Genomic DNA, 26,237 nt, shown 5'->3' on the forward strand with positions numbered 1-26,237 from the left:
CGGCCGCCACCCGGTCAGGAGCTCGCGTACCAGGCCTGCAGGTCCACCACCAGGTTGGTGGTGCCCGTGCTGACGTTGCGGACGCGGATCTTGCCGTCCGTGCCGACCGGAACGTTGGCCAGGCCGCCGCGGGCCAGATCGGCGAGGGGCGGGTAGTTGGACCACGACGTGGTCGGCTCGGTGCCGCCGACCGGCCAGGCGCGCAGGTAACCGCCGGCCGTGTTGTCCACCACGATGAGGTTGACCACGGCGGTGGCGCCGGGCGGTAGGCCGGTGGCGATGTCGACGGTGCCGTTCGCCGGAATCGGCGCGGGGTTGCTGCGGGTGTCCACCACCCGCCGCGCCGCCAGGGTGCGCAGGCCGGCGCCGGTGGCCGGGGTGCCGGTGAAGTAGCCGGTCGCCGACATCACCAGGTGGATCGGTGAGCCGCTGTTGTTGGTGAACGTGGCCCGCCCGTCCGTGCCGAGCCGCACCGCCACGCCGTGCGAGGTGGTGCCCGGAACGTAGTCCATGACACTGCGGCTGGCGCCGCCGGTCGCGAACGTGCCGATCCAGCCCTGTGCGGTGGCGCCGGTGGCGATCAGGTCGACGAAGGCGGCGGACGCTCCGGCCGGGATCACCCCGCCGGTGAACGGGAATGTCCGGCTGCCGCCGCTCGGGATCGTCGTCGTGCCGCCACCGCCGAGCCCGCTGCGGGTGTCCACCAGCCGGGTCGGCGTGACCGGCACGTAGCCGCCGCCGGAGGTGCCGGCACGGGTGTAGTAGCCGTGCACGTCGACGACGATGTGCACGCCGCCGCCGCTGTTGAAGACGGAGAGCTTGCCGCTGGCCGGCATCGTCACCACGGCACTGTTCGACAGGATCTGGTCGGCGGTCACGTTCAGCGTCGACAGCGCCACCGGCCGGGTGGCGCCCTCGGGGAACACGGTCAGGTATCCCCCGGCGGTCGTGGTCACCGCGGTGACGTCCACCAGGACCGCGGACACACCGGTGGCGGGCACCCCGCCGACGCCGGCGACCTGGAACGACGTGGTGGTGCCGGCGGCCTTGACGCCCGGTGCGCCGCCGATCGAGCCGCGGGTGTCGAGGACCGCCGCGCTCGTGGGGAGGCGCACGAACGTGCCGCCGCGGACGGTCTGACGGACCCAGGCCGCGATGTCGTCGAGCCGGGTGTCGGTCGCCGTGGCGGTCGCGCCGGCCGGCGCCGCGAGGCAGCCGGCCTGACCGGAGGCGGCGTGCACGCCGACGAGCTCGAATCCGGCGCCGCGCGGCCGCAGTGCCGGTCCGCCCGCGTCGCCCTTGCAGATTCCGGCCGACGCGCCCGCGGCGGGGGCGAGGTCGATCGAGGTGCCGCCGACGGCCTGGACGATCAGGTCGCCACGGTGCAGGCGGCCCGGCACCCAGGTGGTGGCGGTACGGCCGTACCCCAGGACCTGCAGCGACTCCCCGGCGGCCGGGGCGACGGCGGCGATCGGAACCGGCGCGACGTCGATGACCGGGGCGGAGAGCTTGGCCAGGGCCAGCTCGCGGTCCGGGTGCAGCACCACGTCGACGACCCGGCGCTCCTGGCCGCCGGTCGCGCGCAGGTCAGCCCGCCCGACGGTGACCGTGGTCACCTGGGTGGGCGCACCGCCGGCACCGGCGAAGCAGGCGGCGCTGGTGGCGACCCACTCCGGGTCGATCAGGGCGCCGGAGCATCCGCGTACCAGGTCGCCGACCTGGATGTGCGCCGCGAACGCGTACCCGTCGGCCGGCGTGCCGCCGGTGACGCCCGAGGCCGGAGCGGAGCCCACCCCCGCGGCCAGGGTCAGGCCGGCCAGTGCGGCGGCCAGCCCGATGGGGCGTACGGCCCGTCTCGCCCGGCTGCGGGCAGCAACCATCGTCCTGTCCATCGTCAAGGCCTCCCGTGTCTCCCCTGAGTGGAATCCCGCGACCACCCTAGTCGTGGTTTCGGCCTTCGGAGGGCCCGAACCCATCGACCACGCCGAATTAATGTAACGACTCGGAGGTGCCGGGAACGGTCGGTTCCCACGGCTGTCCGGCCAGGGCACACGGCCGTCACCGGCCCCACCACACCGGGGATGGTGCAGGGCCGCGGGCCGCGCCCGTCTCTGCAGCGCTGCAAAAGGTGATGCGGTGTTTCATGTATGTGCCGGGCCGGTCACGTTCCACCTGATGGCGTGCGGTATGACATGACCATGACTGATACGGATGCACGGCCGTCGGCCGAGGTGCGCGCAGCGATCGACGAGGGGCGGACGGCTCTCGGGATCGAGTTGGGGTCGACGCGGATCAAGGCCGTGCTGACCGGACCGGATCATGCGGCGATCGCGGTCGGCAGCCACGACTGGGAGAACCAGTTCGTCGACCGGACCTGGACCTACTCTCTCGAAGCGGTGTGGGAGGGCCTGCAGGGCTGTTTCGCCGCCCTGGCGGAGGATGTCCGCAATCGGTATGGAACCGACCTGCGGTCGGTGGGGGCGCTCGGCGTCTCGGCGATGATGCACGGCTACCTGGCGTTCGACGGCGAGGGTGAGCTGCTCACGCCGTTCCGGACGTGGCGCAACACCAACACCGGCGACGCGTCGGAGCAGCTCAGCGAGCTGTTCGGCTACAACATCCCGCACCGCTGGAGTATCGCCCACCTCTACCAGGCCGTCCTCGACGGCGAGGAGCACCTGGGCCGGCTCGCCCACCTCACGACGCTCGCCGGATACGTGCACTGGAGGCTCAGCGGCCGTCAGGTGCTGGGTGTCGGCGACGCGAGCGGCATGTTCCCGATCGACGTGACGACCGGTGGGTACGACGCGCGGATGCTGGACCAGTTCGACGAGCTGGCCGCCGGGCGGGTGCCGGTGAAGCTGGCCGACCTGCTGCCGGCGGTGCTGCCCGCGGGTGAGGCGGCCGGGACGCTGACCGAGTCGGGCGCGCGGCTGCTCGACCCGAGCGGCACGCTGCAGCCGGGTGCGACGCTGTGCCCGCCGGAGGGCGACGCCGGCACGGGCATGGTGGCGACCAACTCGATCGCCCGCCGTACCGGCAACATCAGCGCCGGGACCAGCATCTTCGCGATGATCGTGCTGGACGGGCCGCTGAGCCGGATGCACCCCGAGATCGACCTGGTGACGACGCCGGCCGGTGACCTGGTGGCGATGGTGCACTGCAACAACGGTGCCAGCGAGCTGAACTCCTGGGCCGGTCTGTTCGCCGAGTTCGCGACGGCGCTGGGCGCTTCGGCCTCCAGTGGCCAGATCTTCGAGACGCTGTTCAAGTCGGCGCTGACCGGCGCCGCGGACGGTGGCGGGCTGATGGCGTTCAACTACCTGTCCGGGGAGCCGATCACGAAGCTGCACGAGGGGCGGCCGCTGTTCCTGCGGGAGCCGGGCAGCGCGCTCACGCTCGGCAGCTTCATGCGCACCCAGCTGTACTCGGCGCTGGCCACGCTGCGAATCGGCATGGACGTGCTGCAGAAGGCCGAGTCGGTGCAGCTGGACAGCATGTTCGCGCACGGCGGGCTGTTCAAGACCGAGGGCGTGGCGCAGAAGCTGCTGGCCGCGGCGATCAACACGCCGGTGTCGGTCGGCAACCTGGCCGCCGAGGGTGGGGCGTGGGGCATCGCGGTGCTGGCCGGGTTCGTGACGGCGCGGCAGCCGGGGCAGAGCCTCGCCGACTTCCTGGACACGTCGGTGTTCGCGGGCGCGCAACTGGACACGGCAGCGCCGGACCCGGAGGACGTGGCCGGTTTCAACGCGTTCATGCAGCGGTACGTGGCGGCGCTCCCGGTCGAGGCGGCCGCGGTCGAGCACAGCTGATCGGAGCGGGTGGCCCTCACCGGGAGGGCCGCCCGCCGTCAGACGACCTTGAGGATGCCGACCATGGCGGCCTCGACGATCTTCTGGACCTCGGCTTCGGAGACGTCGCCGGAGAGCGTCACCCGCACGTCCGACGCCACACCGTGGTAGGCGACGACCGCCCGTGCCCGGCGGGGCGGACCCGGGTAGACGACACCGTCGGCGGTGAGGTCGGTCGCCGGCGTCTGCAGGTCGGTGGTGTCCGGGCACCGGCCGAGCGCGCGGGCGAAGACGCCGGACAGCTCGGTGGGCCCGACGATCACCTCGATCGTGGCGTCGCCGTCGCCGCGGGCGAAGGTACGCCGTACCGCGAGCCTGCCGTCGCCGAACGACTCGGTCGTGCCGTCACACTTCGGGACGGTGAACACCTGCGCGGTCTCGATCGTGTCGTCGGAGACGAGCCGGTGCCCGGCCGGCAGGTCGGCGACACCGATCAGCCCGAGCCGGAGCTCCTCGATCGAGGGGCCGTCGGTGATCCTGTCCACCTGCCTGGCCGCGATCGCGACGATGTCGACGAACCGCTCCTGCCGGTGCTCGTCGGTCCGGGTCTCCTCGACGGTCAGGACGACCGGCCCCCAGGCCATCGCCGCCGAGTGCCGCCGGTTCGGTGTGTTCGACTCGGCGCCGAACACCCGGATCAGGCCGGCGGCCTCGTGACCGAGGTCGGGCAGCGGCAATCGCGTGTTGGTGACGGCGGTGGCACCGTTCTCCTTGACGACCGGGCATTCGGTGGGCGGCGCGGCGGTTTCGGCGACCCAGTCGGTGACGTCGTCGTGCCCGACGGCGAGCAGTTGGATCGCGATGGTGCTGCCGTCCTCGTTCCGGAAGGCCCGGCGTACCGAGGTGATCGGCACGAAGCCGCTCAGCTCGTTGTGCGGCTCGGCGTAGCAGGAGTCGGTGTCGAGCAGCCCGACGTAGCCGTCCTCCTCGTCGCTGAGCTGGGTGTAGCCCTCCGGCATCTGCGCCAGGCGGGGCAGACCGCGCTCCATCTCCCGGTCGGTGTAGTAGTCGTCGCCCAGGGGCGGGGACGCGGCGGGCGCCGGGGTCCGCCCGCCGTCGCCGGCGGCCGCCGTTCCGGTGAGGATCACGGCGGCCGCCAGAGCCGGGACGAAGGTCAGCGCGATCAATTTCCGCATAGCCCTCAAATTAGGCATCGCTGACCGGCGCGGGCCGGCACTTCCGGCAGATTCCGTCAGTGGTGGGCGGCCACGATCTGCGGCCACGACTTCGGCTGCGCCGGGACGGCCAGGGTGCTCACACCGAGGTCGGGACGGCCGGGGTGTAGAGCCACTCCTGCAGGAAGGCGTCCAGGTCGACACCGGAGATCCGCTCGGCCAGCGCCTGGAACTCGGGCGTCGTGCCGGCGCTGTGCTTCTTCGCCTCGGTCCAGGCCTTCAGGATCGCGAAGAAGTCCTCGTCGCCGACCAGCTCACGCAGGTGGTGCAGGGTGAGCGCGCCCCGGTCGTAGACGGCGCCGTCGAACAGCCGCGTGGGGCCCGGGTCGCCCGGCAGCACCTGCCAGAACTCGCTGTCCGCCGGATACACCGTCGAGTAGACGTAGTCAGCGATCTCGGCGGCGGTCCCCTCACCCTGATCCTCCGACCAGAGCCACTGGGCGTACGACGCGAAGCCCTCGTTGAGCCAGATGTCCTTCCACTGGCCGACCGAGACGGAGTCGCCGAACCACTGATGTGCCAGTTCGTGGACGACGAGCGAGTTGTTCGAGCCCCGGATGAACGAGCGTCCGTCGTACACCGGCCGGGTCTGGGTCTCCAGGGCGAAGCCCTGATCTCCGGCGCCGGTGACCACGCCGCCGCGCGCGCCGAACGGGTAGGGGCCGAAGTGCCCCGCCAGCCAGTCGGTGATCTCGTCGGACCGCTCGACGCTGGACTTCGCCGCGGCGGCCGTCACCGCGTCCAGGCGGGTGTTGTACGCCGTGACGATCGGGCTGCCGTCGGCGGAGGTGTCCTGATAGGTGTCGAAGTCACCGATCGCGAGGAAGGTCAGGTAGGTGGCCTGCGGCTTGTCCTGCCGCCACGACCAGCGGCTCCAGCCGTCGAACACGGGCGCCGCCCAGCGGGTCGGGGCGCCGTTGGAGATCACCTCCACGCCGTCCGGCACCAGCACCGACACGTCGAAACTGGCCTTGTCGGTGGGGTGGTCGTTGCTCGGGTACCACCACCAGGCGATCTCCGGCTCGTTGACGGCCAGCGCGCCGTCGGGGGTGCGGTTCCACGAGGTGAGACCGGCGGCGACGACGTTCGACGGGATGTCGTCGTACTCGACGACGATCGTCAGCGGGGCGCCCTTCGCGATCGCGCGGGCCGGGGTGACGACCAGCTCGTGGTCGCTCTGCCGGGCGAACCCTGCGGCCCGGTTGTTGACCCGCACCGACTTGGTGGCCAGCGCGAAGTCGAGGTTGAATCTGGACAGGTCCTGGGTGGCCGACGCCAGGATCGTCGTGGTGCCGGTGAGCCGGTCGGTGTCCGGGTAGTAGCGCAGGCGTATGTCGTAGTGCGCGACGTCGTAGCCCCCGTTGCCGTATTCGGGGTAGTAGACGTCGCCGGCGCCGGGGCTGCCGGGCGCGGGTGCGGCCTGGGAGCCGGTCGGGACGCCGAGGACGGCGGCCAGGACAGCCGCCGTCACGGTGACGGTTCTGCGGAGCAAGGGTGTCTCCCTTCACGGGATGGTCCGATCGCGGAGAAACCTACCAATACATCTAAAAGAATCTATTAACTCACCGGGTCGCTTGTGGAGGTCAGCCCCGGGTCTCGGCGCGCTGAGCGAGCCCCGACCAGGACTTCGGCTTCGCCGGGGCGGTGGCCGGGGTGCGCGCGGGCACCTCGGGGCGGCCCGGCGTGTACAGCCACTTCTTCAGGAACTCGTCCAGGTCGACGCCGGAGATCCGCTCGGCCAGCGCCTGGAACTCGGCCGTCGTCGCGGTGCCGTACTTCTCGGCGTCGGTCCAGGCCTTCAGGATCGCGAAGAAGTGCTTGTCCCCGACGAGCTCTCGCAGGTGGTGCAGGGTGAGCGCGCCACGGTCGTAGACGGCGCTGTCGAACAGGTCCGCCGCGCCCGGGTCGCCCGGCGGCGTCTGCCAGAACGAGTCGTCCGCCGGATGCGCCGTCGAATGGACGTACCGGGCGATCTCGGCGGCGGTGCCCTCGCCCTGATCCTCCGACCAGAGCCACTCGGCGTACGTCGCGAAGCCCTCGTTGAGCCAGATGTCCTTCCACTGCGCCACCGACACGGAGTCGCCGAACCACTGGTGCGCCAGCTCGTGGACGACCACGGAGACGTTGGCACCCGACTCGAAGAAGCCTCCGTCGTACACCGGCCGGGTCTGGTTCTCCAGGGCGAAGGGCTGATCGTCGACGCCGGTGACCACGCCGCCGCGCGCGCTGAACGGGTAGGGACCGAAGCGCTCCGCCAGCCAGTCGGTGATCTCGTCGGACCGCTCCACGCTCGCCTTCGCCGCCGCGGCCGTCGCCGCGTCGAGCCGGGTGCTGTACGCCGTGACGATCGGGCTGCCGTCGGCGGAGGTGTCCAGGCTGACGTCGAAGTCACCGATCGCGAGGAACGCCAGGTAGCCGGCCTGCGGCTTGTCCTGCCGCCACGAGTAGCGCGACCAGCCGTCGACCGCCCGGGTGGCCCACTCGGTCGGCGTGCCGTTGGAGATCACCTCCACCCCGTCCGGCACCAGCACCGACACGTCGAAGCTCGCCTTGTCGGTCGGGTGGTCGTTGCTCGGGTACCACCACCAGGCGATCTCCGGCTCGTTGACGGCCAGCGCACCGTCTGGGGTCCGGTTCCACGACGTCTTGCCGTCCGCGGCCACCTTCGACGGGACGTCGTCGTACTCGACGACGATCGTCATCGGCTCACCGCTCACGAGCGGTCGCGCCGGGGTGACGACCAGCTCGTGGGCGCGTTTGCGGGCGAACCGGGCGGGCCGGTTGTTGACCCGTACCGACTTGGTGGCCAGCGCGAAGTCGAGGTTGAACCGGGACAGGTCCTGGGTGGCCGACGCCAGGATCGTCGTGGTGCCGGTCAGGCGGTCGCTCTTCGGGCGGTAGCGCAGACGGATGTCGTAGTGCGCGACGTCGTAGCCCCCGTTGCCGTAGTCGGGGTAGTAGACGTCACCGGCGCCGGGACTGCCGGGCGGGGGTCCGGCCTGAACGACGGACGGGATGCCGAGGACGGCGGCGAGAACACCCGCCGTGACGATTCTGCGGAGCAACTGAGTTCCCCTTCACGGCCGACCAGGGCACCGACAACCCTACGATAAGCAGGGATTACGGCCGAATCTGGGCGATACCCGGGAACTACCCTACGAACCGGATGCACGGGCCGCGGCGGCCCGGGCGAACTGGTCGTCGAAGCGACGCGGGAACGGCAGCATCAGGTGCTTCGCGCGCCACCGGCTCATCTGGCGGACGGCGTTGAAGCCGGCCGCGGTGACCACCCGGGCCGCGGCAGCGAAGAGCGGCCACGCGGGGTACGCGTCGACGTGCTCGACGTCCGCCGGAAGCTCGCCGGGACGGCGGGGACTGACCAGCACCAGCCGGGGACGGACTCCCTCGGCGGCGGCGCAGTCACGGGCGTACCCGAGGAGCTCCTGGATCTCCGGCCAGGCGCCGGAGTGCACGACCAGCCAGGAGCCCTCGCTCACGCCGCGCGGTGCCGCACTCGGTGGATCGCCGAGGGTGAGCGGCGCGGCCGGGCCGAGGCTCGCGCGGTGCTCGGCCGTGAGCCCCTCCAGCAGCCATGTCTCGTCGAAGACGATCGGGTCGGCGGGCAGCAACCGCCGGTAGGCGTCCCAGCGCAGCAGCCGGGCCAGGTGGATCGTCCGGGCGCCGGGCGGCACCGACGCCGCCGACAGCTCGCCGTCGAGACCGGCCGGGAACGCGTCCACCACCAGCGTCGACGGGCGCAGCGACGGCAGCGCTTCGACGGGCAGCAGCCGGTGCGGCCCGGCCACACGCGGATCCGCGGTGAACGCCGACGCCGTCAGAATCGTCGCGGTCTCCCCCGGATGGCACGTGTGCAGGTAGGCCCGGATCCGGGTGAGGTGCCCGAGCCCGCCGCCCCGCACGTAGCAGGCGATCACCGCACGGATTCCAGGACCTTCAGATAGCCGTCGGTCTCCCCGGCGAGGCCGAACCGGTCACGGACCCGGCGGGCCCCGGCCGCGCCCAGGGCCGCCAGCTCGGCGTCGCCGGCGACCGCGGCCCGGTGGACGGCGGCCCGGCAGGCGTGCGGGTCACCGGCCGGGAAGCGGAAGCCGATCTCGTCGTCGACCAGGTCGGCGAGGCCACCGGCGTCCGAGGTGAGCAGCGGGAGACCGAGGGCGGCCGCCTCCAGAGCGACGTTGGGCAGGCCGTCGTAGAACGACGGCAGCGCGACCAGATCACACGAGGCGTAGACGGAGAGCAACTGGTAGCGGTCCCGGAACGGCCACACCGTGTGCGCGACCCGCGGATGGGCGGCGAGCCACTCGCCGATGCCGGGCTCCAGGTCGCCGGCCAGGATCAGGTGGAAACGGTCGGCCGGCAGGGCATCGAGCAGCAGGCGTACGCCCTTCTTGTTCTTGAGCTGCCCGATCACCCCGATCGTGCGGTGCCCGGGCGTCACGCTCGCGGCCCGCCAGGCGTCGGCGGCGTGCTGTTCGGACGGCAGGATCCGCCACTGCTCCGTGTCGATGCCGTTGGCGACCCACGTCACCGGTGTCGCCGGCGCGAGGGCGGTGACCTGCGCGGCGGTTCCGGCGGCGACGACACACACGTGCGCCGACGTGCGCAGCGCCTCGAGGACGACCGGCTGGCGGCGCAGCGAGAAGACACCGGTGTCGAAGTCGTTGCCGCGCAGCAGGGTGACCAGCGGCAGCCCGCCCCACCGCGCGTAGACCGGCGCCGCGAGCATCGGGTAGGTCCCGCCGAACGCGACGACGTGCGTGTAGTCGCCGATCCGGGGCTCCAGGGTCGTCCACAGCAGGCGCAGGGCGTGCTCCGGGTCGTCGCCGAGCGGCACCGTCTGCAGGCCGTCCTCCCGGTGACGGGTGGTACGCCGGCTCAGATGCACCACGTCGACCCCGACGCCGGCGGCACGCAGGCCACGGACGATCCGGTCGCACGAGTTGGCCATGCCGCCGGGGCTGGGTGGATAGTTCTCGGTCACCCAGAGCAGTCGCATCAGCTGTCCACCAGGGCGTCGTCGCCGTCGTCGAGATAGTCCTGGGAAGCACCCGCGCCCGGGTCGAAGGCGGCCCGGTCGTAGGTGTCGAAACCCGTGTACCAGACGGCGTCGGCATACTGCTCCGACGACCGCTGCCGGTAGGCGCGACGGCGGCGGGCGGCGGCCGCGGCCGGATGGCTCAGCTGGTTGCGGGCGGCCGCGCACTCCGGGCACAGGCCGCCGTCGGCGATGTGGTCGGCGCAGATCGCGCGCCCGCAGGAGGGGCAGCCGGCCACCGCCATGCGGCCGCACTTGCCGAGGGTGAAGAAGCCGGTGGTGACCGCGCAGGGTGTCAACGTGCACTCCAACGGAACGGTTCGGTGGCCACGGCGAGGATCCAGTCGAGCTGCTCGTGGTGGCTCTGCGGGGGGCGCGACACCTTGGCGGCGGCGGTCACGCTGCGGCGCGGGCCGTCGCGCACCACCGTCCGGATCCAGCTCGGCGGCCGGGTCGCGGGACGGTTCCCCGGAGCGTTCGGGGGCAGCTTCCGGCGTACCTTGATGATCTGCACCTGTTTGGTCTTGCGTTTGATCTTGGTCTTGCCGCGCGGATTGCGTTTGACGACCCGCCGCGTGCGGACCCGGTCGACGACGAGGATCTCGAGCACGCTGCCGTCGCGCAGATCGGCGCGCAGCCGCAGCCACGGGTCGATGCTCCAGGTGTCGGTCATCGACTTGACCGGTGGGCGCACCGGCAGGTCCCGCGGCGGATGGCTCTTGCCGGGCGCCTCGTGGCCGCGCAGGTCGGCGGTGATCGTGAGGGCGCCCTTGCGGCCGAGGTCGGTGCTGACCTCGGCGATCAGCGGCACCAGCACCTCGATCACCCGCGGCGGCAGGGCCCACTTCGGGCGGCGGACCAGGGCGGCGTGCTGATGCAGACTGGCGGCCAGCGCCGCCCAGCCCGCGGCCGGCTGCGTCGCGGAGAAACCGCGCTCGTGGATGAGCGCCTGGTGCAGCGGATGGAAACCGGCGATCGCGGCCTTCTGCTTGCGCCAGAACATGACCGGAACCTATCAGTGGCCCCCGACCAGGTCATAGACCTGGCCGAGACGAGTTCGGGCGTGCTGCCACGTGAACCCGTCGATGATCCTGCGCCGGGAGCGCTCGCCCAGGTCACGGCAGAGATCGGGGTACTCCAGCAGCACCCGGATCGCGCGCGCCAACTCGGCCGGGCGGTCCGGTGGAACGAACCGGCCCAGATCACCCAGCACCTCGCGGATCACCGGCAGGTCGGAGGCGACCACCGCGGTCCCGGCCGCCATCGACTCCCACACCTTGATCGGGCTGCAGCCCTGCTCCAGGTTGCGGGCGGTGGCGGTCAGCGGCGCCACCGACAGCTCGGCGTGCGCCAGCCAGCCGGCGACCTCCTCGTGCGGCAACTGGAAACGCCAGGTCACCGCGATCTCCAGACGCTCGGCCAGCCGGATCAGCGGACGCGCCCGCGCCCGCGCCACCGACGAGCACACCACGAGCGACAGATCGGTCAGATCAGCCAGCCGGGCGAAGGCCCGCAGCAGCACGTCGACACCCTGCCACGGCTGCAGCGCACCGACATACAACACATAACGGCCGGGCGCGCCGGGTGGGCGCGGCACGTCGGCCGCCACCGGATCGGCACCGTTCGGGATCAGATGCAGGCGGTCCGGCGTCACACCGCGCTCGATCACGGCCTTCTCGATGACGTACGACGGGACGACCACCGCCGCGGCCCGACGCAGACAGTGCTCCTCGATCTCACGGATCTTCGCCAGCGTCGACGGGGCGGCCATCGGCCACGCGTACGGCAACTCGACCGACGGCAGCCCGTTGGCCTCGTAGACCAGCCGCGCGTCCGTGGTCAGCGCCGCAAGCGCACCCCACGGGTCACGGACGTGACAGATCTCCAGCGTGTCCCGGTGCGGTTCGAGCCGGTCGGCGACCCACGCGGAGAACGCCTGCGCGCGATCCAGCAGGTTCGGCACCACCTCGGTGAAACGGACGATCTCCACGCCGTTCTCGTACTGGTAGGCGGGCAGGTCGCCGCCACCCAGCACACACAGCAGGCCACCGCCGTGGCGCTCGAACAACTCCGCCGCCATGTGCCGGATGTGCACCGCCGAGCCCTTCGCCGACGGGAACCTGTCGAACGCCACGTAGGCCGCCCGGTGCCCCTCACCGTTCGTCACTGCAGCCCCCTCGGCTACTCACTGTGCCCCGCATCCGTTCGCGCGCCTCCCGGCGCCCTCACCCGGTGCGCCTATCCCGGCGTCCTTGCCCTGCGCCTATCCCGGCGCCCGCTCCCGGCGCCCTTTTCCGGTGCCATGCGATCTGTCGGGCCAAGCCCTCGTCCAGGCCGGTCGTCGCGGTCCATCCCAGCAGCTCGGTGGCGCGGGCGGTACCGGCCCAGGTGCGGGTCACGTCACCGGGGGCGCGGTCCTTGGGCACCGTGGGCGGCGGGGCGCCGAGCAGCGTACCGATGCGATCGAGAGCATCTCGCACACGCACCGTGACCGGATGGCCGACGTTGAGGACCGTGCCCGGCGGCAGCGGCGCCAGCGCCGCCCGGACCGTCGCCTCGACCACGTCGCCGACATACGTGAACGAACGGCTCTGCCCGCCGTCGCCGTAGAGCGGGGCCGGCGAGCCGACCAGAGCCGCCTCGATGAAACGGTGAAACGCCATGTCCGGGCGCTGCCGCGGCCCGTAAACCGAGAAATAGCGCAACACGACGACCGGGAGACCACCGTCGGCGGCCCGCTGCACGAGCGTCTCGGCGTCCGATTTCGATCTCGCGTACGGGCTACCCGGCGCGATCGGGTCGTCCTCCGTGCACGGCCGGTCGGCGTCACCGTAGACCGACGAACTGGACGCCAGCACGAACCGTGGCCCCCGGGCCGCGCACACGTCGAGCAGGCGTGCCGTGGCGGCGACGTTGTCCCGCCGGGCCTCCGCCTCGCCCTCACCGAAGGAGGACCGCACCCCGGGACGCCCGGCCAGATGCAGCACCACATCGGCGTCGGCCAGCGGCGCCAGATCGTCGGTGACGAGATCGCAATCGGTCACGGTGATGCCCGTCCGGGCCAGCTCGGCAAGGTTGGCCGGCGACGCGCCGCGCGACCGTGCGTCCACCGCGAGCACCTCGTGCCCGGCGGCGGCCACCGCCTGCGTGAGGTGGCTGCCGATGAAACCCGCCGCCCCCGTGACCACAACGCGCACGAACGCACTCTATTAGCCCCGGCGAACTGGCACGGTCAGCCCCTGTCACACAACGGCCGCGGAGTGCCAGTCTCGATGCGACACAGTCTGGGGGTGTCCGGTGTTCCGACAGTATCGACCGGCGAACCGGCCGCGGCCCGTCTCGCCGAGCAGCCAGACCGCCGCGCCGGCCACGCCCGCCGCGCCCGCCGCGCCGGCCTCACCAGCCAGGCCCGCCGCGCCTCGCGGTCAAAGCGCCGCGCCGGCCTCACCTCGCGGCCCGAGCGCCAGCTCGGCCTCACCCGCCAAGCCTCGCGGCCGCAGCGCCACGCCGGCCTCACCTGCCACGCCTAGCGGCCCGGGCGCCACGCAAGCCTCAGCTGCCACGCCTTCCAGCCGGAGCGCCACGCCCGGCTCAGCCGCCGCGCTTCCCAGCCGGAGCGCCACGCCCGGCTCACCCCCCGCGCCTCCCAGCCGGACCACCTCGGAGGCGAAGAGCGAAGGTGAACGACTGCGTGACCATAGGTCCGCGCCGCTCCGGGCGACCGGTCTGGGCAGTTCCCTCGCCGCCTGGCTGCTACGGAATCGAGAGGCTCGGCGGGCGGCCGACCGACAGCCCCGTCCGGCCCCCGACACGGCACAGGTAGCCGACCGACAGTCCGCTCCGACTCCCGACGCGGCACAGGTAGCGGAACGGCAGTCCGTTTGGGCTCCCGACGCGGCACGGGCGGCGGCCGGCCGGCTACAGGGTGAGGCTTCCGGCGTGGCTCTGCCGGCGGCTGAGGATCCCCGGATCTTCGACCTGCTGCGGCCGGTCGGGCAGGACGAGCTGCGCCAACGCGGACTCGAGGTGGAGAGCCGGCCGGAGCGGTCCTACCCGCGGTGGTGGCCGGGCGACCGGCGGGCCGATCCGGTGCGGCTCGACTATCACGGCGTCGGGCTGCTGCAGGTGGCCACGCACGCGCACGAGGGGATCAGCACCCGCGGCCTGGGGCTGATGTTCCCGGCGCACACCGTGCACGCGCGTGACTCGACGGCGGCCGTGGTCGGGAACGGGTGCGAGCTCACCCAGGTCGATCATGTACACATCCGGCAGGCGGTGATCGCCGACGACGCGCTGCGGTCCCGTCAGGTGGAGCGGGTCCTCGCGGAGGCGGTCCCCGGCGGGGACAACTCGACGGTGGTACGCGACCTGCGGGCGACCCTGACCCGGCTCGTCGACCCGCCCGTCGAGAACGGCCCGCAACAGGCCGAGCTCAAACTGCGTGCCGACTGCACCGCGGAGATCTACGACTGCGAGTCGGTGCAACTCGGCGACGACGCGATGACCCGGCTCGACTCGCACTTCGTGGTGGAGCGGACCGTCATCCCGGCGGGCGCGCTGCTCGCCGACAGCGAAGACCTGGCCCGCCGCTACGTCGACGTCGTCACCGGGACGCCGGCCGATCCGGGCGCGCTGGCCGATTTCCTCTGCGACCTGGTCGGCGCGGCGGAGAACACCACGGACGACAACATCCTGGGGTACGCCGACGGCCTGCCCCGCCGTCCGGCCACTCTCCTCGGGCTGTTCGGGATGGCATCGATCGACGCCATGACCAGCATCATGATCGGGACCGGCAACGAACTGCACACCGAACTCGACCTCACCACCGCCCGGACGACCCTCGACGCCTCCTTCACCGACCGGCTCGCCCAGTCCCCGCCTCCAACGTCACCTGATCGCCCATCTCCAGGTGAGTCGCCGCCGCCTCAGCCTGGACCGTGGGCGCGATGGCCCGTACCCCCGTCGTCGTCGCCCACCACCAGCCTTCGCCCGCCCGGCCAACCGTCCCCCGGCCGACGCCGGCTTCTCGCCGCTCGCGGCCCACGCCGCCGCCAGTGCCGCCCTCCGGTCCGCCCGCGCCGCCCCCGGGTCCGCTCCTACCGCCCTCCGCCGCGCCCCGGCCGGTCCCAGCGCCGTCCGCACCGGCCGCCGGCCCGTTCCACCCGCCGCCTCCGGCGGCCTCCCGCCCGCCCACGCCGCCGGCCGCCGGCCCACCCGTAGAACCGCCGACCCCTCGGCCGACCGCACAACCACCGGCCCCGCGGCCACCCGCGCGACCGCCGGCACCGCACCCAATCACACCGTCACCTCCGCCAGCCGCCGGAACGCCCGCATGACCTCCAGCCGCACAGCCGCCGGGCCCCGCGGCCGACCTCGCCGCCGGCGGCGAGGGCTCGCCCGGCCGTGACATCCTCGGAGGAGCAACGCGGTGAGGGGTGGTGGTGACGCGATGAGGTTGTGGCTGACCGCGGGAGCGTTCGCGGTGGCGTTCGTGCTGGCCGGGCTCTTCTTCGGGAGCCGGGATTCGCTCGGCGACGCTGATCAGTATGCGAGTGTCGGCAGTTTCCTGCTGGCGCTGGTCACGCTCGGTGTGACGGCGGTCGTCGCGCTGCGGCGGCGTGAGCCGGAGGACCCACCGGCCGCCGCGGGGAGCCGAATCACCATCAAGGGCTTCCGCAGCAGCGGAAACGTGCAGATCGGCGACGGCACGACCGCCACGATGACCAACAACTACTACGCGACGCCGCCGGCCGACCCCGAGCGGAAGGACTGATCGTTCACGGACGTCGGTTGCGGGGATGGTTCTTGGCGGCGCGCTCGTTGCCGTGCCGGTAGTTGCCGGTCAGGCGGGCCATCAACTCCTGCGGATCCTCGTTGTCGACGTCGACAAGGAAACGGGCCGCCTTGGCGCCGCGCAGCACACCGGCCGGGCGGCCGTGGTGCAGCATCTCCACTTCGCCGTTCTTGCGGATGCGGTAGGTGAAACCCTCAGGAGTGTTCGTCACCGGCGGATCGTCGCCCACCCACGGCCTCCGGCACCAGCGAATAAGCCGCTCAGTCGAACAGGCTCGGATCGAACTCCTGCGTACCCTCGTCGACGGTCCACCTCGCCGCGAGTGGCATGAGGTCGGTGATCCGTACGCTCCGAATGCCTTTCTCCGTGGGCAGGATGACCCGGATGCCGGGGTGATAGTCGAACAGGATCTGCCGGTCGCGGCCGCAGGGGCCCACCGGGCCGCGGCCCTCGTTGCCGACCGCGACGATCGTCGTGAGCTCGCGAGCGCCGGAGGCGCGGGCATGGCCGAGCGCGACCAGTTCGGCGCACGGCCCGCCGAGGAAGTGATAGAGGTTGATCCCGCCGTACATCGAGCCGTCGACGGCGCGGACCGCCGCCCCCATCGTGTGGATGCCCTGGTCGCCGTCGGTGTTGGCGTCGACGATGCGGCGGGCCAACTCGATCAGCTTCCGATCGTCCTCGGTCAGGCCGCGGGAGGGAATCGGCATGCGCCGACTCTAACGGCTGAGAGGATGTGCCGATGCGTGCCGTGGTGTTCGATGCGATCAGAGCCCGACCGGAGGTACGGGAGGTGCCCGAACCGTCGCCGCCACCGGGTGGTGTGGTGGTCCGGGTGATGGCGACCGGGATGTGCCGCAGCGACTGGCACGCGTGGGCGGGTCACGACGACATCACCCTGCCGCACATTCCCGGGCACGAACTGGCCGGGGTGATCGCCGCGCTGGGCACGGGCGTCGAACGCTGGACGGTCGGCGACCGGGTGACCGTCCCGTTCGTGTGCGGCTGCGGTCGGTGCGAGTGGTGCCGGACCGGCCAGGCGCAGGTCTGCCCCGACCAGCAGCAACCCGGGTTCACGCATGCGGGATCGTTCGCGGAGCTGGTGCCGCTGCACGCCGCCGACACCAATCTGGTGGCCATCCCGGATCGGGTCGGGTTCGAGGCGGCAGCGGGGCTGGGGTGCCGGTTCGCCACGGCGTTCCGGGCACTCGCCGGCCGGGCGAAGGTCACCGAGGGCGAATGGGTGACCGTCATCGGCGCCGGCGGTGTGGGGCTCAGCGCGGTGATGATCGCCCGTGCGCTGGGTGCTCGCGTCATCGCCGTCGACCGCAATCCGGCCGCCCTGACCGTGGCCGCCGAACTCGGCGCCGAGCACACCCTGCCGGCCTCCGGGGACGTGCCGGCCACGGTCGCCGACCTGACCGGCGGTGGCAGCCACGTCTCCGTCGACGCGGTCGGCGCGGAACAGACCTGCGCCGACGCGATCCTCAGCCTGCGACGGCGGGGCCGGCATGTGCAGATCGGGCTGCTGCCGCCGATCGACGGGCATCCCCGCGTACCGATGGCCCGGGTGATCGGCTGGGAGCTGGACGTCCTCGGCAGCCATGGGATGGCAGCCGTCGACTATCCGGAGATGATGACGCTGATCGCCGAGGGCCGGCTCGCTCCGCAGCGGCTGATCGAGCGGACCATCGGCCTGTCGGAGGCCGCCATGCTGCTACCGATCTTCGACAACGCGACCGTCGCGGGAATGACGATGATCGACCCCCGGTTGCCTTGAGCCCTCGCCCCTAGCCCGGTTGGGATGCCGATCCGGGCCGGCGCTGCCCTCGATTCGCCTTCGGACGCCCACGCTCTCGTCTCGCCTCCGGACGCCCGCGCTGTCGTATCGTCTTCGGCCGGCGTGCGTCCTATTTGAAGGCCACGCCTCCGTACATGAAGACGGCTGCGTCGTCGACGTCCTTGTCGGCGTCGACCGGTTTCCAGTGGTGCACCGGGACCACGCCCGGCTCCACCAGGTCGAAGCCGCTGAACAGGGCCTCCACACCCGCGCGCGTCCGTGCGACGACCGGCACACCGTTCTGGTTGTAGGTCCGGACCGTCCCCGCGCCGGCCGGATCGTTCTCCACCGTCACCGCTGACAAGGCCAGCGCACTCCCGCTCGGCAGAGGCGCCATCAGCCGCCCGACGATGTCGCGCGCCTGATCGTCGTCGATCACATGCTGGAGCACCGCGATCAGGGTGACCGCGACCGGCCGGGTCCGGTCGAAACCCGCGGCGACGGCGTCCGCCTCCAGGATCGCCTCCGGCCGGCGCAGGTCGGCGTCCAGGTAGGAGACGGCGCCGGTGCCGACCGGGGTGAGCAGTGCCCGGGCGTGGGTGAGCACGAGCGGGTCGTTGTCGACGTAGACGACCGTGGAGTCGGCGGCGATCCGCTGAACGACCTCGTGAAGATTCGGTGAGGTGGGCAGCCCGGTGCCGATGTCGAGGAACTGCCGGACCCCGCGGTCGGCCAGGAAGCCGACGGCCTTCGCCATGAACCTGCGATTGGCCCGCATCGAGATCGGCAGCATCGGCGTGTGCTGGAGCATCTGCTCGGCCGCCCGCCGGTCCGCCTCGAAGTTGTCCTTGCCACCGAGGAGGTAGTCGTAGATCCGCGCGGAGTGTGGGCGGTCGGTCTGTAGATCGCCGGGCGGCATGAAAGCTCCTCGAAAACGTTCAGTGAGGCTACAACTTGACATACCGGGCATGTTTCCCGCTACCCCGCCACCATGCAGTCGCTCCACGCCACCCGCCGCCACTTCCCGTCGCAGGTTTCGCAGTCACCAGGTCCCGGTTTCGCAGTCACCAGGTCCCCGGTTTCGCAATCACCAGGTCGTCGGTTTCGCTGCCATCAGGCCGCCGGGCCCCTGCCTCACCGAACTGCGCGGATGCGCCTCGCTGAACCGCCGCCCTCCCTCCGCCTCACCGAACCGTCGCGCCTCGACCATGCCGAATTGCCGGTTTCCATTCCGTCACCAGGGCGCCGTTTACCAAGCCGCAACATTTGATAGATGTCAATGTTATTCATCGGCGAAAGGCTCGGACGATGAGTAACGGGGAACTCACCAGGCGTCGATTTCTTACTTCGGTGGGCGTCAGCGGTGGCGCCGGCGCCCTTTTCGCCACGATGGGCGCGCTCGGGCACGCACCGGTGGGCACCGCAACACCCGATTTCCAGGCCCCGCGGCGGGCCGACTTCCATCTGACCGGCCGCGGCGCCCGCAAGGTCGTCATCCTGGGCGGCGGCATCGCCGGGCTCACCGCCGCTTACGAGCTGGGCAAAGCCGGCTACGACTGTACGATCCTCGAAGCCCGCGACGTCACCGGCGGCCGCAACCTGACGGTCCGTGGCGGCCACGTGGAGACCGACCTGGACGGCCACACCCAGCGGGCGGGATTCTCGTCCGGCACCTACCTCAACGCCGGCCCCGCCCGCATAGCCCAGTGGATGGTCACCCTCGACTACTGTCGTGAGCTCGGTGTCCCGATCCAGCCGTTCGTCAACGCCAACGCCGACGCGTTGATCTACAACGAGGCGGCCGGGGCACCCGTCCGATTCCGGACCGCCAAGGCAGACCTCTACGGGTACGTGTCCGAACTGCTCGCGAAGGCCACTGATCAGGGCGCGCTCGACAGCGTGCTGACCGGTGAGGACAAAGCGCAACTGCTGTCGTTCCTGGAGGACTTCGGCGACATCGGGGGCGAGCACGAATACGTCGGGTCCTCCCGGCGCGGCTTCGCGTCGTACCCCGGCGCGGGCGAGGACCACGGGACACCGCTGCCCGGTCCGCCGTCGCTGTCCGATGTGTTCGCCAGTCAGGTCGGGCGGTACCTCAGCTTCGAGTTCGGTTACGACCAGGCCATGATGATGTTCCAACCGGTCGGCGGCATGGACCGGATCGCCGCCGCCCTCACCACGAAGGTCGGCCGGCAGCGAGTGCGCCTGGGCGCCCAGGTCCTCAAGGTCACCGGCCGCGCCTCCGACGTGACGGTCACCTACCGTCAGGGCGGCCGGGAGCAGGCGATCACCGCCGATTTCTGCGTCGCCGCACTGCCGCCGAACCTGATGGCCCGCATCCCGCACAACCTGGGCACGGACATCACCGCGGCGCTCGCGGCCTTCTTCCCGTTCGCCGCCGGCAAGATCGGCTTGGAGTACCGCAGCCGCTGGTGGGAGAATGACCTGCGCATCTACGGCGGCAGCACCCAGACCGACCTCGACATCGGTCAGATCTGGTACCCGTCGCACGACTTCCACGCCCAGCGAGGGCTGCTGGTCGGCTACTACAACTTCGCCGACGCGGCCGAGGCCTACGGGGCGCTGCCACCCGCCGAACGAACGGCCCGAGCCGTGGCCCAGGGTGTGAAGATCCACGGCGAGAAATACCGTACCGAGATGGCCTCCGCCTTCTCCGTCGCCTGGCATCGCACCCCTCATCTGGAGGCCGCCTGGAACTACGCCCCGTGGGAGGACACAACCGCCTTCCGCTTGCTGCTGAAGCCGGCCGGGCGCGTCTACTTCGCCGGCGACTGGCTGAGCCAGGCCGTCGCATGGCAACACGGCGCCTTCCTCTCCGCCCGCGCCGCAGTCACCGCGCTGCACCAACGTGCCCTCACCTCCTGACCGCATCAGCCCTCCTCCTCCGTCCCTCCGCCGCCCATCGCCCCGGACGCCGCCCGCATCACATGACCACCGCCCCGACGCCGCCCGCATCACACGCCCACCGCCCGGACGCCGCCCGCATCACGCGACCACCGCCCCGACGCCGCCCGCATCACACGACCACCGGCCGCATCACGCGACCATCGCCCGCACGCCACCTGCATCAGGTGACCACCCCCGGACGCCACCTGCATCACGCGACCAAAGGGAGAGGAGGTGCCGGTAACCGGCCCGGGTCACTCGGCCGCCCAACGCACGGCTTCCTCCTTACCTCACCGGCACAGGTGGTCGACGGCGTCCCGGCCTACTCCCGCATGCCGATGTGTTCGACCGGTGGCACGCGCAGGAGCCGGGCGATCGGCAGGATGGTCGTCGCCAGGGCCAGGACGGCCGTGCCACCGAGGACGGTCACCAGGCCCAGCGGCGGCACATATGGCACGAGGCTTCCGGTGAGTGCACGCACCACGCTGCTCAGCGTGAGGGCGGCGATCGTGCCGCCGAGCAGCACCGCGACTCCGAGCAGCCCGACCTGCTCCGCGTTGATCATGCGCTTGACCTGGCGGCGGGTCACTCCGGTCAGGCGCAGCACGGCGATCTCCCGGCGCCGGGCGAGCGCCGCCATGACCATCGTGTTGGCGGCGGCGACCACCGTGTACCCGACCATCACGACGATCAGCAGGCGATTGAGCCAGGCGCTGAGTGCGAGGTCCTCGGCCAGGCCGCCGCTGAGCGTGGCGGTCTCGACGAGAGCACTGCCGGGGTGGGCGGCCGCGATCTCGCGCAGCGCGGCGTCGGCGGCCGGTGACGCGCTGATCAGGATCTGATCGTCCAGGTTGGTGGCGGTGTGCCCGATCATTGCCGACCGTGGCAGGATCACGTCACCGAACCCGAGCCCTCGGGCGTAGATCGCGACGACCCGGACCTCGACCGGTGTGCCGTCACCGAGCCGCAGCGCCACTTTCTCCCCCACCTCCCAGCCGAACGTGGAAGCCTGGGTCTGCGACACCGCCGCGGCCCCGTCCCGCAGGTCGGCGAGACTACCGTCGGTCACCCCGAGATCGACTGTCGCCTCGATCCCGGCGGGGTCCACGGCTCGGACTCCGATCGTCTCACCGTCGCCCATCAGGGAGGCGACGACGCTGGTGTTGCGGACGGGAGTCGCCGCGCGGACCCCTGGAACCGCACGAACCTCAGCCACCACGGAGTCGGACAGCCCCGCTCCGGCGACGAGCGCTCGCGTGGCGAGCAGCCCCGAACGGCTCTGCGCCACCGCCTGGCGTTCGAGATTGTTCTGCAGGAACCACACCGATCCGCCGAACCCGACCGCCAGGACGAGCGACGTCAGCACGGTGGCGGAGCCGCGGGCGTTGGCCCGCAGATTGGCCGACGCCAGATATCCGCTGGTCCCGAACATCGTGCGCAGGATCGGGGCGAGCAGCCGGGCAGCTGCGACGTTGATCCACGGCGCGAGCAGCGCCACCGCGAGCACGAACAGATACAGCATGCCGAGCGCGGCCCCGAGCGCGGTCTGGCCGCCGGCGGCGACCGCTGCGAAGGCAGAGGAACACGCCGCCACCAGTGCGACGAGCCCACCGATCCATCGGGCACGGCCGGCCGGCACGGGCTCGATCGAGGCCTCACCGAGCGCCTCGGCCGGCTTGATCCCGCTGATGCGTCGTGCGGCAAGCAGACCGGCAAGCACGGCAGACACCAGGATGATCCCCGTAGCCCCCGCCGCCGCGATCACACCCGGTGCCGTCGGGAAGCCCTCCGGCACGAATCCCCGCTGGGTGAGCTCATCGGTGAGCCGGCGCGCGGCGACCAGGCCGGCCGGTACACCGATCGCCGACGCGACCACGCTGAGCAGCGCCGACTCCGCCATGATCATGCGACGGACCTGCCCTGGCGTGGCGGCGACTGCACGGACCAGGGCGAGGTCACGCCGCCGGTGCCGCACGCTGAGGCCGATGGTCGCGGCGACCACGAACACGATCAGCAGGACCACGTAGCCACCGAACGACGCCCCGACCTGAATCAGCAGTCCTGCCGCAGCGCCGTCCGCCGATCGCTCCGCCTGCCCACTGTCGGCACGGCTGAGCACCCGCGCGTCCCCGGCGATCTGCCCGACCTGCTCACCGAGCCTGCCTAGGTCGGCGCCGGGAGCCGCGATCACGCCGACGGCGCTGACGGCGCCTCGGTGCGGCGCGAGCTCGGCGGCATGCGCATCACTGAAGAAGACCGCCGCGGCGTTCCCGCCGTCTCGCGCCAGACCACTGATCCGGTACGTCCGGAGCACTCCCCCGACGATCAGTCGCACCTGCTCACCGGCTCGTGCTCGACCGGCATCCGTGATCTGCCCACCGCTCGACACCGCTGCCCCGTCGCCACCCGGGATCGCACCCGTACTGAGCACGACCTCGTCGTCACCGGTCGGGGCCCGGCCCTCGACCAGCTCATACGGTGTGAGGATCGCGCTCGTCCAGCCTCGCCCCGGCAGCGGCGTCCCGGAAGGGGTGTGGACCGGGATGTTCTCGTCGACCGCGACCGCGGCGACGCCCTCGATGTCGCGGATCCTCCCGGCCAGGCCGGTGGGCACCGTGCCGCCCTCGGGCAGCGCCACCGTGCTGCGGTAGATCTCGCCGTCGAACTCTCTGCTGGTGAAGGTGGTGTCGGGCCGGGCCACCACGAGGTCGGCGGCCGCATAGCGAACCGGGGCGGGGTGATACCGCAGGCCGGACTCGACGAGCACCCCCATCGCGGTGAGGATCAGAGCGCCCAGTGCCAGCGCCAGCAGCGTGGCGACCGAGGATCCCGGGCGGTGGCGCAGCATGCGGGTGGCCAGCGAGATCATCGGGTCACCACCCGGCTGCGGCCGAGGGCGGCCAGGTGCTCGGCGATCCGGTCCGCGCCGGGCTGTGGCATGTCGTGCACGATCCGCCCGTCGGCGAGCACCATGACCCGGTCCGCGTAGGAGGCGGCAACCGGGTCGTGGGTGACCATGACGACGGTTTGGCCGTGCTCGTCGACGATCGCGCGCAACAGCGCCAGAACCTCGGCCGCCGTGTTCGTGTCCAGGGCGCCCGTCGGCTCGTCGCAGAAGATGACCTCGGGCCGGGAGGCAAGAGCGCGAGCGATCGCGACCCGCTGCTGCTGGCCGCCGGAGAGCGCGGACGGCCGGTGACGCAACCGGTTACCGAGGCCGACCCGTTCGATGATCTGATCGATCCAGGCGCGGTCGGGGCGGGTGCCCGCCAAACGCAGCGGCAGGAGGATGTTCTCCTCGACGGTGAGTGCGCCGACCAGGTTGAACGCCTGGAAGACGAACCCGATCCGGCCGCGGCGCAACTCGGTCAGCCTGGTCTCGGAGAGCCGGGACAGCTCGGTTCCGCCGATCCACACACTGCCGTCGGTGGGCCGGTCCAGGCCGGCCGCCGTCTGCAGCAGCGTGCTCTTGCCGGAACCCGATGGCCCCATGATCGCGGTGAAGGTGCCGCGCTGGAACGTCGCGTCGACTCCGGCGAGTGCGTGAACCGGCTCGCCGTCGGCGTGGAACGTACGGGTGAGCCCGGTGACTCGCACCGCGGGCTCGGTGTGGACGGACATTCGCTGGCCTCTCCGTGTGGTTTCCGGTTCGCGGAGAAGTCTGTTGTCTCGGGTCGCCGCGGAGAATGAAGCGAACTGCCCAAGACGGGTACAGCTGGCGCTACTTTTCGAGGTAGCGCAGCACAGCGGTCACCCTCCGATCGGCACGGTCGTCGGGGGCGAGCCCGAGCTTGGCGAAGATGCTGCGGATGTGCTTGTGGACGGCACCGTCGGTGACGAAGAGCCTCTCGGCGATCGCCGAGTTACCGAGGCCCTCGGCCATCAGAGCGAGCACCTCCCGCTCCCGTGCACTGAGGGACGCGAGCGTGTCGTCGGGTCGCGGGCGGGCCAGCAACTGCCCGACCACCTCCGGATCGACGGCGGTGCCGCCACCGGCAACCCGCTCCAGAGCGGCGAGGAACTCCTCCACCCGGCCGACACGCTCCTTGAGCAGATAGCCGAGACCGGACGAGCCGCTCGCCAGCAGATCGGTGGCGAAGGCCTGCTCCACGTAGGCGGAGAGCACCAGCACCGCCAGCCCGGGCTGTCTGCGGCGGGCCTCGACGGCGGCGACGATGCCCTCGTCGGTGTGGGTCGGCGGCATCCGGACGTCGACGATCGCGACATCCGGACGGTGCTCCTCGACGGCCGCCAGGAAGGGGCCGGGCATGTCGGTGGTGGCGACGACGTCCAGGCCCTCCGCCCGCAGCAACAGCGCCAGCCCTTCACGTAGCAGGGCATCGTCTTCGGCGATCACGATCCGCACGGCAACTCCACATCCAATGTCGTCGGCCCACCCCGTGGGCTGGAGATCAGAAAACGGCCATCGTAGGCTTCGACGCGCCGGCGGATGCCGCCCAGTCCGGACCCGCCGGACTCCTCGGCGCCTCCCGTGCCGTCGTCGGTCACCCGCAGACGCAGCCGATCGCCGTCGCGCCGCACGGTCACACCGACCGCCGTCGCACCGCTGTGTTTGACCACGTTGGTGAGAGCCTCGGCGACCACGAAATAGGCGGTCGCCTCCACCGAGACGGCACACCGGCCGGGCACGTCCACCTCGATCTCGCACGGCACCGCGCAGGTGCCGGCCAGACCCGCCAGCGCGCCGACCAGGCCGCGATCGTCCAGCACCGGCGGCAGGATGCCGCGCACGACCGTCCGCAACTCAGCGAGCGCCTGCTCGGTGGCCTCCTGAGCCCGGTCGAGGATGTCGGCGACCGCGTCCGGATTGCGGATCTGAGCCCGGCGGGCGGCACCGATCAGCACGTTGAGCGCGACCAGTCGGTTCTGTGTGCCGTCGTGCAGGGAACGCTCGATGCGGCGCAGCTCGGCGGCGTGCGCGTCAAGGGCCGCCGCACGGGTGGCGGTCAGCTCGGCCACCCGCCGGGACAGGTCGACGTCGCCCGCCGGTGGGAGCAGCCGCCGGCCGGGAGCTGCCTGGAGCCGGGCGATCCCCGGCCCGAGAACCACCGCGACGACGGCGAACCCGACACCGACCAGGGCGACACCCAGCGCTCCGGCGAGCCCGTCGACTCGCCACCAGACCATCCCGGGCGCGCCCAACTCGGGATCGATCGCCCAGAACCACAGTGGGAAGGTGCCGTCTTCGACCGCGTAGACCGGCAGGCTGATGCCGATCGCGCCGAGGAGGAACCCAGCCGTGCCGTGCCAGGCCAGCCAGGCCAGCTCACGCCGGACATCGGGGTCACGCAGAGCCTCACGGGCGTCGGCCGGCAGCGGAGGCGGGCCGATCACCGCGGGACCCCAGCGACTCAGCCGGGCTCGCTCACGGTCAGCGACGGCACGGGCGACCCGGAACACTGTCGGAACCAGGAACAACCCGACGCCGACCAGGCAGAGAGCCGCCACGACGGCCGTCCAGACCAAGGCGCCCAGAGCGAGCAGCGCGGTGCCCAGACCGCCGACGATGCGCTCGAGGGCATCGACGGCGGCGCGTAACCTGCGCCATTTCTCCTGCGGCATGCGACGAACGATAGGCCCCAGGAGGTGCCGCGACAGTAGCGCAGGCTATACCTCCAAGACTCACCCTGGCGGGATGGCCGGACCGGCTGCC

22 protein-coding genes are annotated in these 26,237 nt (G+C 71.7%); 5 read left to right on the forward strand and 17 right to left on the reverse strand.

Going from position 1 to position 26,237, the window contains the following annotated elements; all coding sequences use genetic code 11:
• Nucleotides 1–14: 14 nt before the first annotated feature.
• Nucleotides 15–1,880 carry a trypsin-like serine protease gene (locus tag ACQPZW_RS27720; RefSeq protein ID WP_433788954.1) on the reverse strand — a complete coding sequence of 622 codons (1,866 nt, stop codon included), beginning with the start codon at nt 1,878–1,880 and terminating at the stop codon, nt 15–17.
• A 318-nt stretch (nt 1,881–2,198) separates the two neighbouring features.
• Here ACQPZW_RS27720 and ACQPZW_RS27725 point away from each other — a divergent pair, with 318 nt between their 5' ends.
• Nucleotides 2,199–3,812 (forward strand): xylulokinase, encoded by a 1,614-nt coding sequence (locus ACQPZW_RS27725; RefSeq protein WP_433788955.1) that lies wholly within the window; start codon nt 2,199–2,201, stop codon nt 3,810–3,812.
• Between the two features lie 38 nt (nt 3,813–3,850).
• On the opposite strand, the gene ACQPZW_RS27730 is transcribed toward ACQPZW_RS27725, so the two are convergent.
• The 9 genes from ACQPZW_RS27730 to ACQPZW_RS27770 all read right to left on the reverse strand — a co-directional run bounded on the left by ACQPZW_RS27730 (nt 3,851) and on the right by ACQPZW_RS27770 (nt 13,279).
• Entirely contained in the window at nt 3,851–4,987 is a 1,137-nt protein-coding gene (locus tag ACQPZW_RS27730) for a hypothetical protein (RefSeq protein WP_433788956.1), read from the reverse strand.
• A 118-nt stretch (nt 4,988–5,105) separates the two neighbouring features.
• Nucleotides 5,106–6,518, reverse strand: a complete 1,413-nt coding sequence (locus tag ACQPZW_RS27735) for a M1 family metallopeptidase (RefSeq protein WP_433788957.1) — start codon at nt 6,516–6,518, stop codon at nt 5,106–5,108.
• A 91-nt stretch (nt 6,519–6,609) separates the two neighbouring features.
• Nucleotides 6,610–8,091 carry a M1 family metallopeptidase gene (locus ACQPZW_RS27740; protein WP_433788958.1) on the reverse strand — a complete coding sequence of 494 codons (1,482 nt, stop codon included), beginning with the start codon at nt 8,089–8,091 and terminating at the stop codon, nt 6,610–6,612.
• A gap of 90 nt (nt 8,092–8,181) precedes the next feature.
• Nucleotides 8,182–8,961: a hypothetical protein gene (locus tag ACQPZW_RS27745; RefSeq protein ID WP_433788959.1), complete on the reverse strand. Its 780-nt coding sequence runs from the start codon at nt 8,959–8,961 to the stop codon at nt 8,182–8,184.
• Complete coding sequence (locus ACQPZW_RS27750) at nt 8,958–10,043, reverse strand: glycosyltransferase family 4 protein (RefSeq protein ID WP_433788960.1); 1,086 nt, start codon at nt 10,041–10,043, stop codon at nt 8,958–8,960. The genes ACQPZW_RS27745 and ACQPZW_RS27750 overlap by 4 nt, the downstream gene beginning before the upstream one ends.
• Nucleotides 10,043–10,381, reverse strand: a complete 339-nt coding sequence (locus ACQPZW_RS27755; RefSeq protein WP_433788961.1) for a hypothetical protein — start codon at nt 10,379–10,381, stop codon at nt 10,043–10,045. The genes ACQPZW_RS27750 and ACQPZW_RS27755 overlap by 1 nt, the downstream gene beginning before the upstream one ends.
• Nucleotides 10,378–11,085, reverse strand: coding sequence for a hypothetical protein (locus tag ACQPZW_RS27760; RefSeq protein WP_433788962.1), 708 nt, complete (start codon nt 11,083–11,085; stop codon nt 10,378–10,380). The genes ACQPZW_RS27755 and ACQPZW_RS27760 overlap by 4 nt, the downstream gene beginning before the upstream one ends.
• A 12-nt stretch (nt 11,086–11,097) precedes the next feature.
• Entirely contained in the window at nt 11,098–12,249 is a 1,152-nt protein-coding gene (locus ACQPZW_RS27765) for a glycosyltransferase (RefSeq protein WP_433788963.1), read from the reverse strand.
• Nucleotides 12,250–12,307: 58 nt separating this feature from the next.
• Nucleotides 12,308–13,279: an NAD-dependent epimerase/dehydratase family protein gene (locus tag ACQPZW_RS27770; protein WP_433788964.1), complete on the reverse strand. Its 972-nt coding sequence runs from the start codon at nt 13,277–13,279 to the stop codon at nt 12,308–12,310.
• Nucleotides 13,280–14,021: 742 nt separating this feature from the next.
• Here ACQPZW_RS27770 and ACQPZW_RS27775 point away from each other — a divergent pair.
• Entirely contained in the window at nt 14,022–15,302 is a 1,281-nt protein-coding gene (locus tag ACQPZW_RS27775) for a hypothetical protein (protein WP_433788965.1), read from the forward strand.
• A gap of 229 nt (nt 15,303–15,531) precedes the next feature.
• Nucleotides 15,532–15,855, forward strand: a complete 324-nt coding sequence (locus ACQPZW_RS27780) for a hypothetical protein (protein ID WP_433788966.1) — start codon at nt 15,532–15,534, stop codon at nt 15,853–15,855.
• Nucleotides 15,856–15,859: 4 nt separating this feature from the next.
• Here ACQPZW_RS27780 and ACQPZW_RS27785 read toward each other — a convergent pair whose 3' ends face one another.
• Both ACQPZW_RS27785 and ACQPZW_RS27790 read right to left on the reverse strand, forming a co-directional pair.
• Entirely contained in the window at nt 15,860–16,087 is a 228-nt protein-coding gene (locus ACQPZW_RS27785) for a hypothetical protein (RefSeq protein ID WP_433788967.1), read from the reverse strand.
• A 49-nt stretch (nt 16,088–16,136) separates the two neighbouring features.
• Nucleotides 16,137–16,586 carry a cytidine deaminase family protein gene (locus ACQPZW_RS27790; RefSeq protein ID WP_433788968.1) on the reverse strand — a complete coding sequence of 150 codons (450 nt, stop codon included), beginning with the start codon at nt 16,584–16,586 and terminating at the stop codon, nt 16,137–16,139.
• Between the two features lie 32 nt (nt 16,587–16,618).
• Between ACQPZW_RS27790 and ACQPZW_RS27795 the strand changes: the two genes are divergently transcribed.
• Nucleotides 16,619–17,656, forward strand: coding sequence for a zinc-dependent alcohol dehydrogenase family protein (locus ACQPZW_RS27795; protein ID WP_433788969.1), 1,038 nt, complete (start codon nt 16,619–16,621; stop codon nt 17,654–17,656).
• Between the two features lie 130 nt (nt 17,657–17,786).
• Here the strand turns inward: ACQPZW_RS27795 and ACQPZW_RS27800 are convergent, their stop codons facing one another.
• Nucleotides 17,787–18,575: an SAM-dependent methyltransferase gene (locus tag ACQPZW_RS27800; protein ID WP_433788970.1), complete on the reverse strand. Its 789-nt coding sequence runs from the start codon at nt 18,573–18,575 to the stop codon at nt 17,787–17,789.
• A gap of 389 nt (nt 18,576–18,964) precedes the next feature.
• Between ACQPZW_RS27800 and ACQPZW_RS27805 the strand changes: the two genes are divergently transcribed.
• Nucleotides 18,965–20,542, forward strand: a complete 1,578-nt coding sequence (locus ACQPZW_RS27805; protein WP_433788971.1) for a flavin monoamine oxidase family protein — start codon at nt 18,965–18,967, stop codon at nt 20,540–20,542.
• Between the two features lie 343 nt (nt 20,543–20,885).
• Here the strand turns inward: ACQPZW_RS27805 and ACQPZW_RS27810 are convergent, their stop codons facing one another.
• The 4 genes from ACQPZW_RS27810 to ACQPZW_RS27825 form a co-directional block, all read right to left on the reverse strand.
• Complete coding sequence (locus ACQPZW_RS27810) at nt 20,886–23,432, reverse strand: FtsX-like permease family protein (RefSeq protein WP_433788972.1); 2,547 nt, start codon at nt 23,430–23,432, stop codon at nt 20,886–20,888.
• Nucleotides 23,429–24,184 carry an ABC transporter ATP-binding protein gene (locus tag ACQPZW_RS27815; RefSeq protein WP_433788973.1) on the reverse strand — a complete coding sequence of 252 codons (756 nt, stop codon included), beginning with the start codon at nt 24,182–24,184 and terminating at the stop codon, nt 23,429–23,431. The genes ACQPZW_RS27810 and ACQPZW_RS27815 overlap by 4 nt, the downstream gene beginning before the upstream one ends.
• 100 nt (nt 24,185–24,284) lie before the next feature.
• Complete coding sequence (locus ACQPZW_RS27820; protein ID WP_433788974.1) at nt 24,285–24,929, reverse strand: response regulator; 645 nt, start codon at nt 24,927–24,929, stop codon at nt 24,285–24,287.
• Nucleotides 24,917–26,146 carry a sensor histidine kinase gene (locus tag ACQPZW_RS27825; protein WP_433788975.1) on the reverse strand — a complete coding sequence of 410 codons (1,230 nt, stop codon included), beginning with the start codon at nt 26,144–26,146 and terminating at the stop codon, nt 24,917–24,919. The genes ACQPZW_RS27820 and ACQPZW_RS27825 overlap by 13 nt, the downstream gene beginning before the upstream one ends.
• Between the last annotated feature and the right edge of the window lie 91 nt (nt 26,147–26,237).

Source organism: Actinoplanes sp. CA-252034, assembly GCF_050956125.1.
Lineage (GTDB): Bacteria > Actinomycetota > Actinomycetes > Mycobacteriales > Micromonosporaceae > Actinoplanes.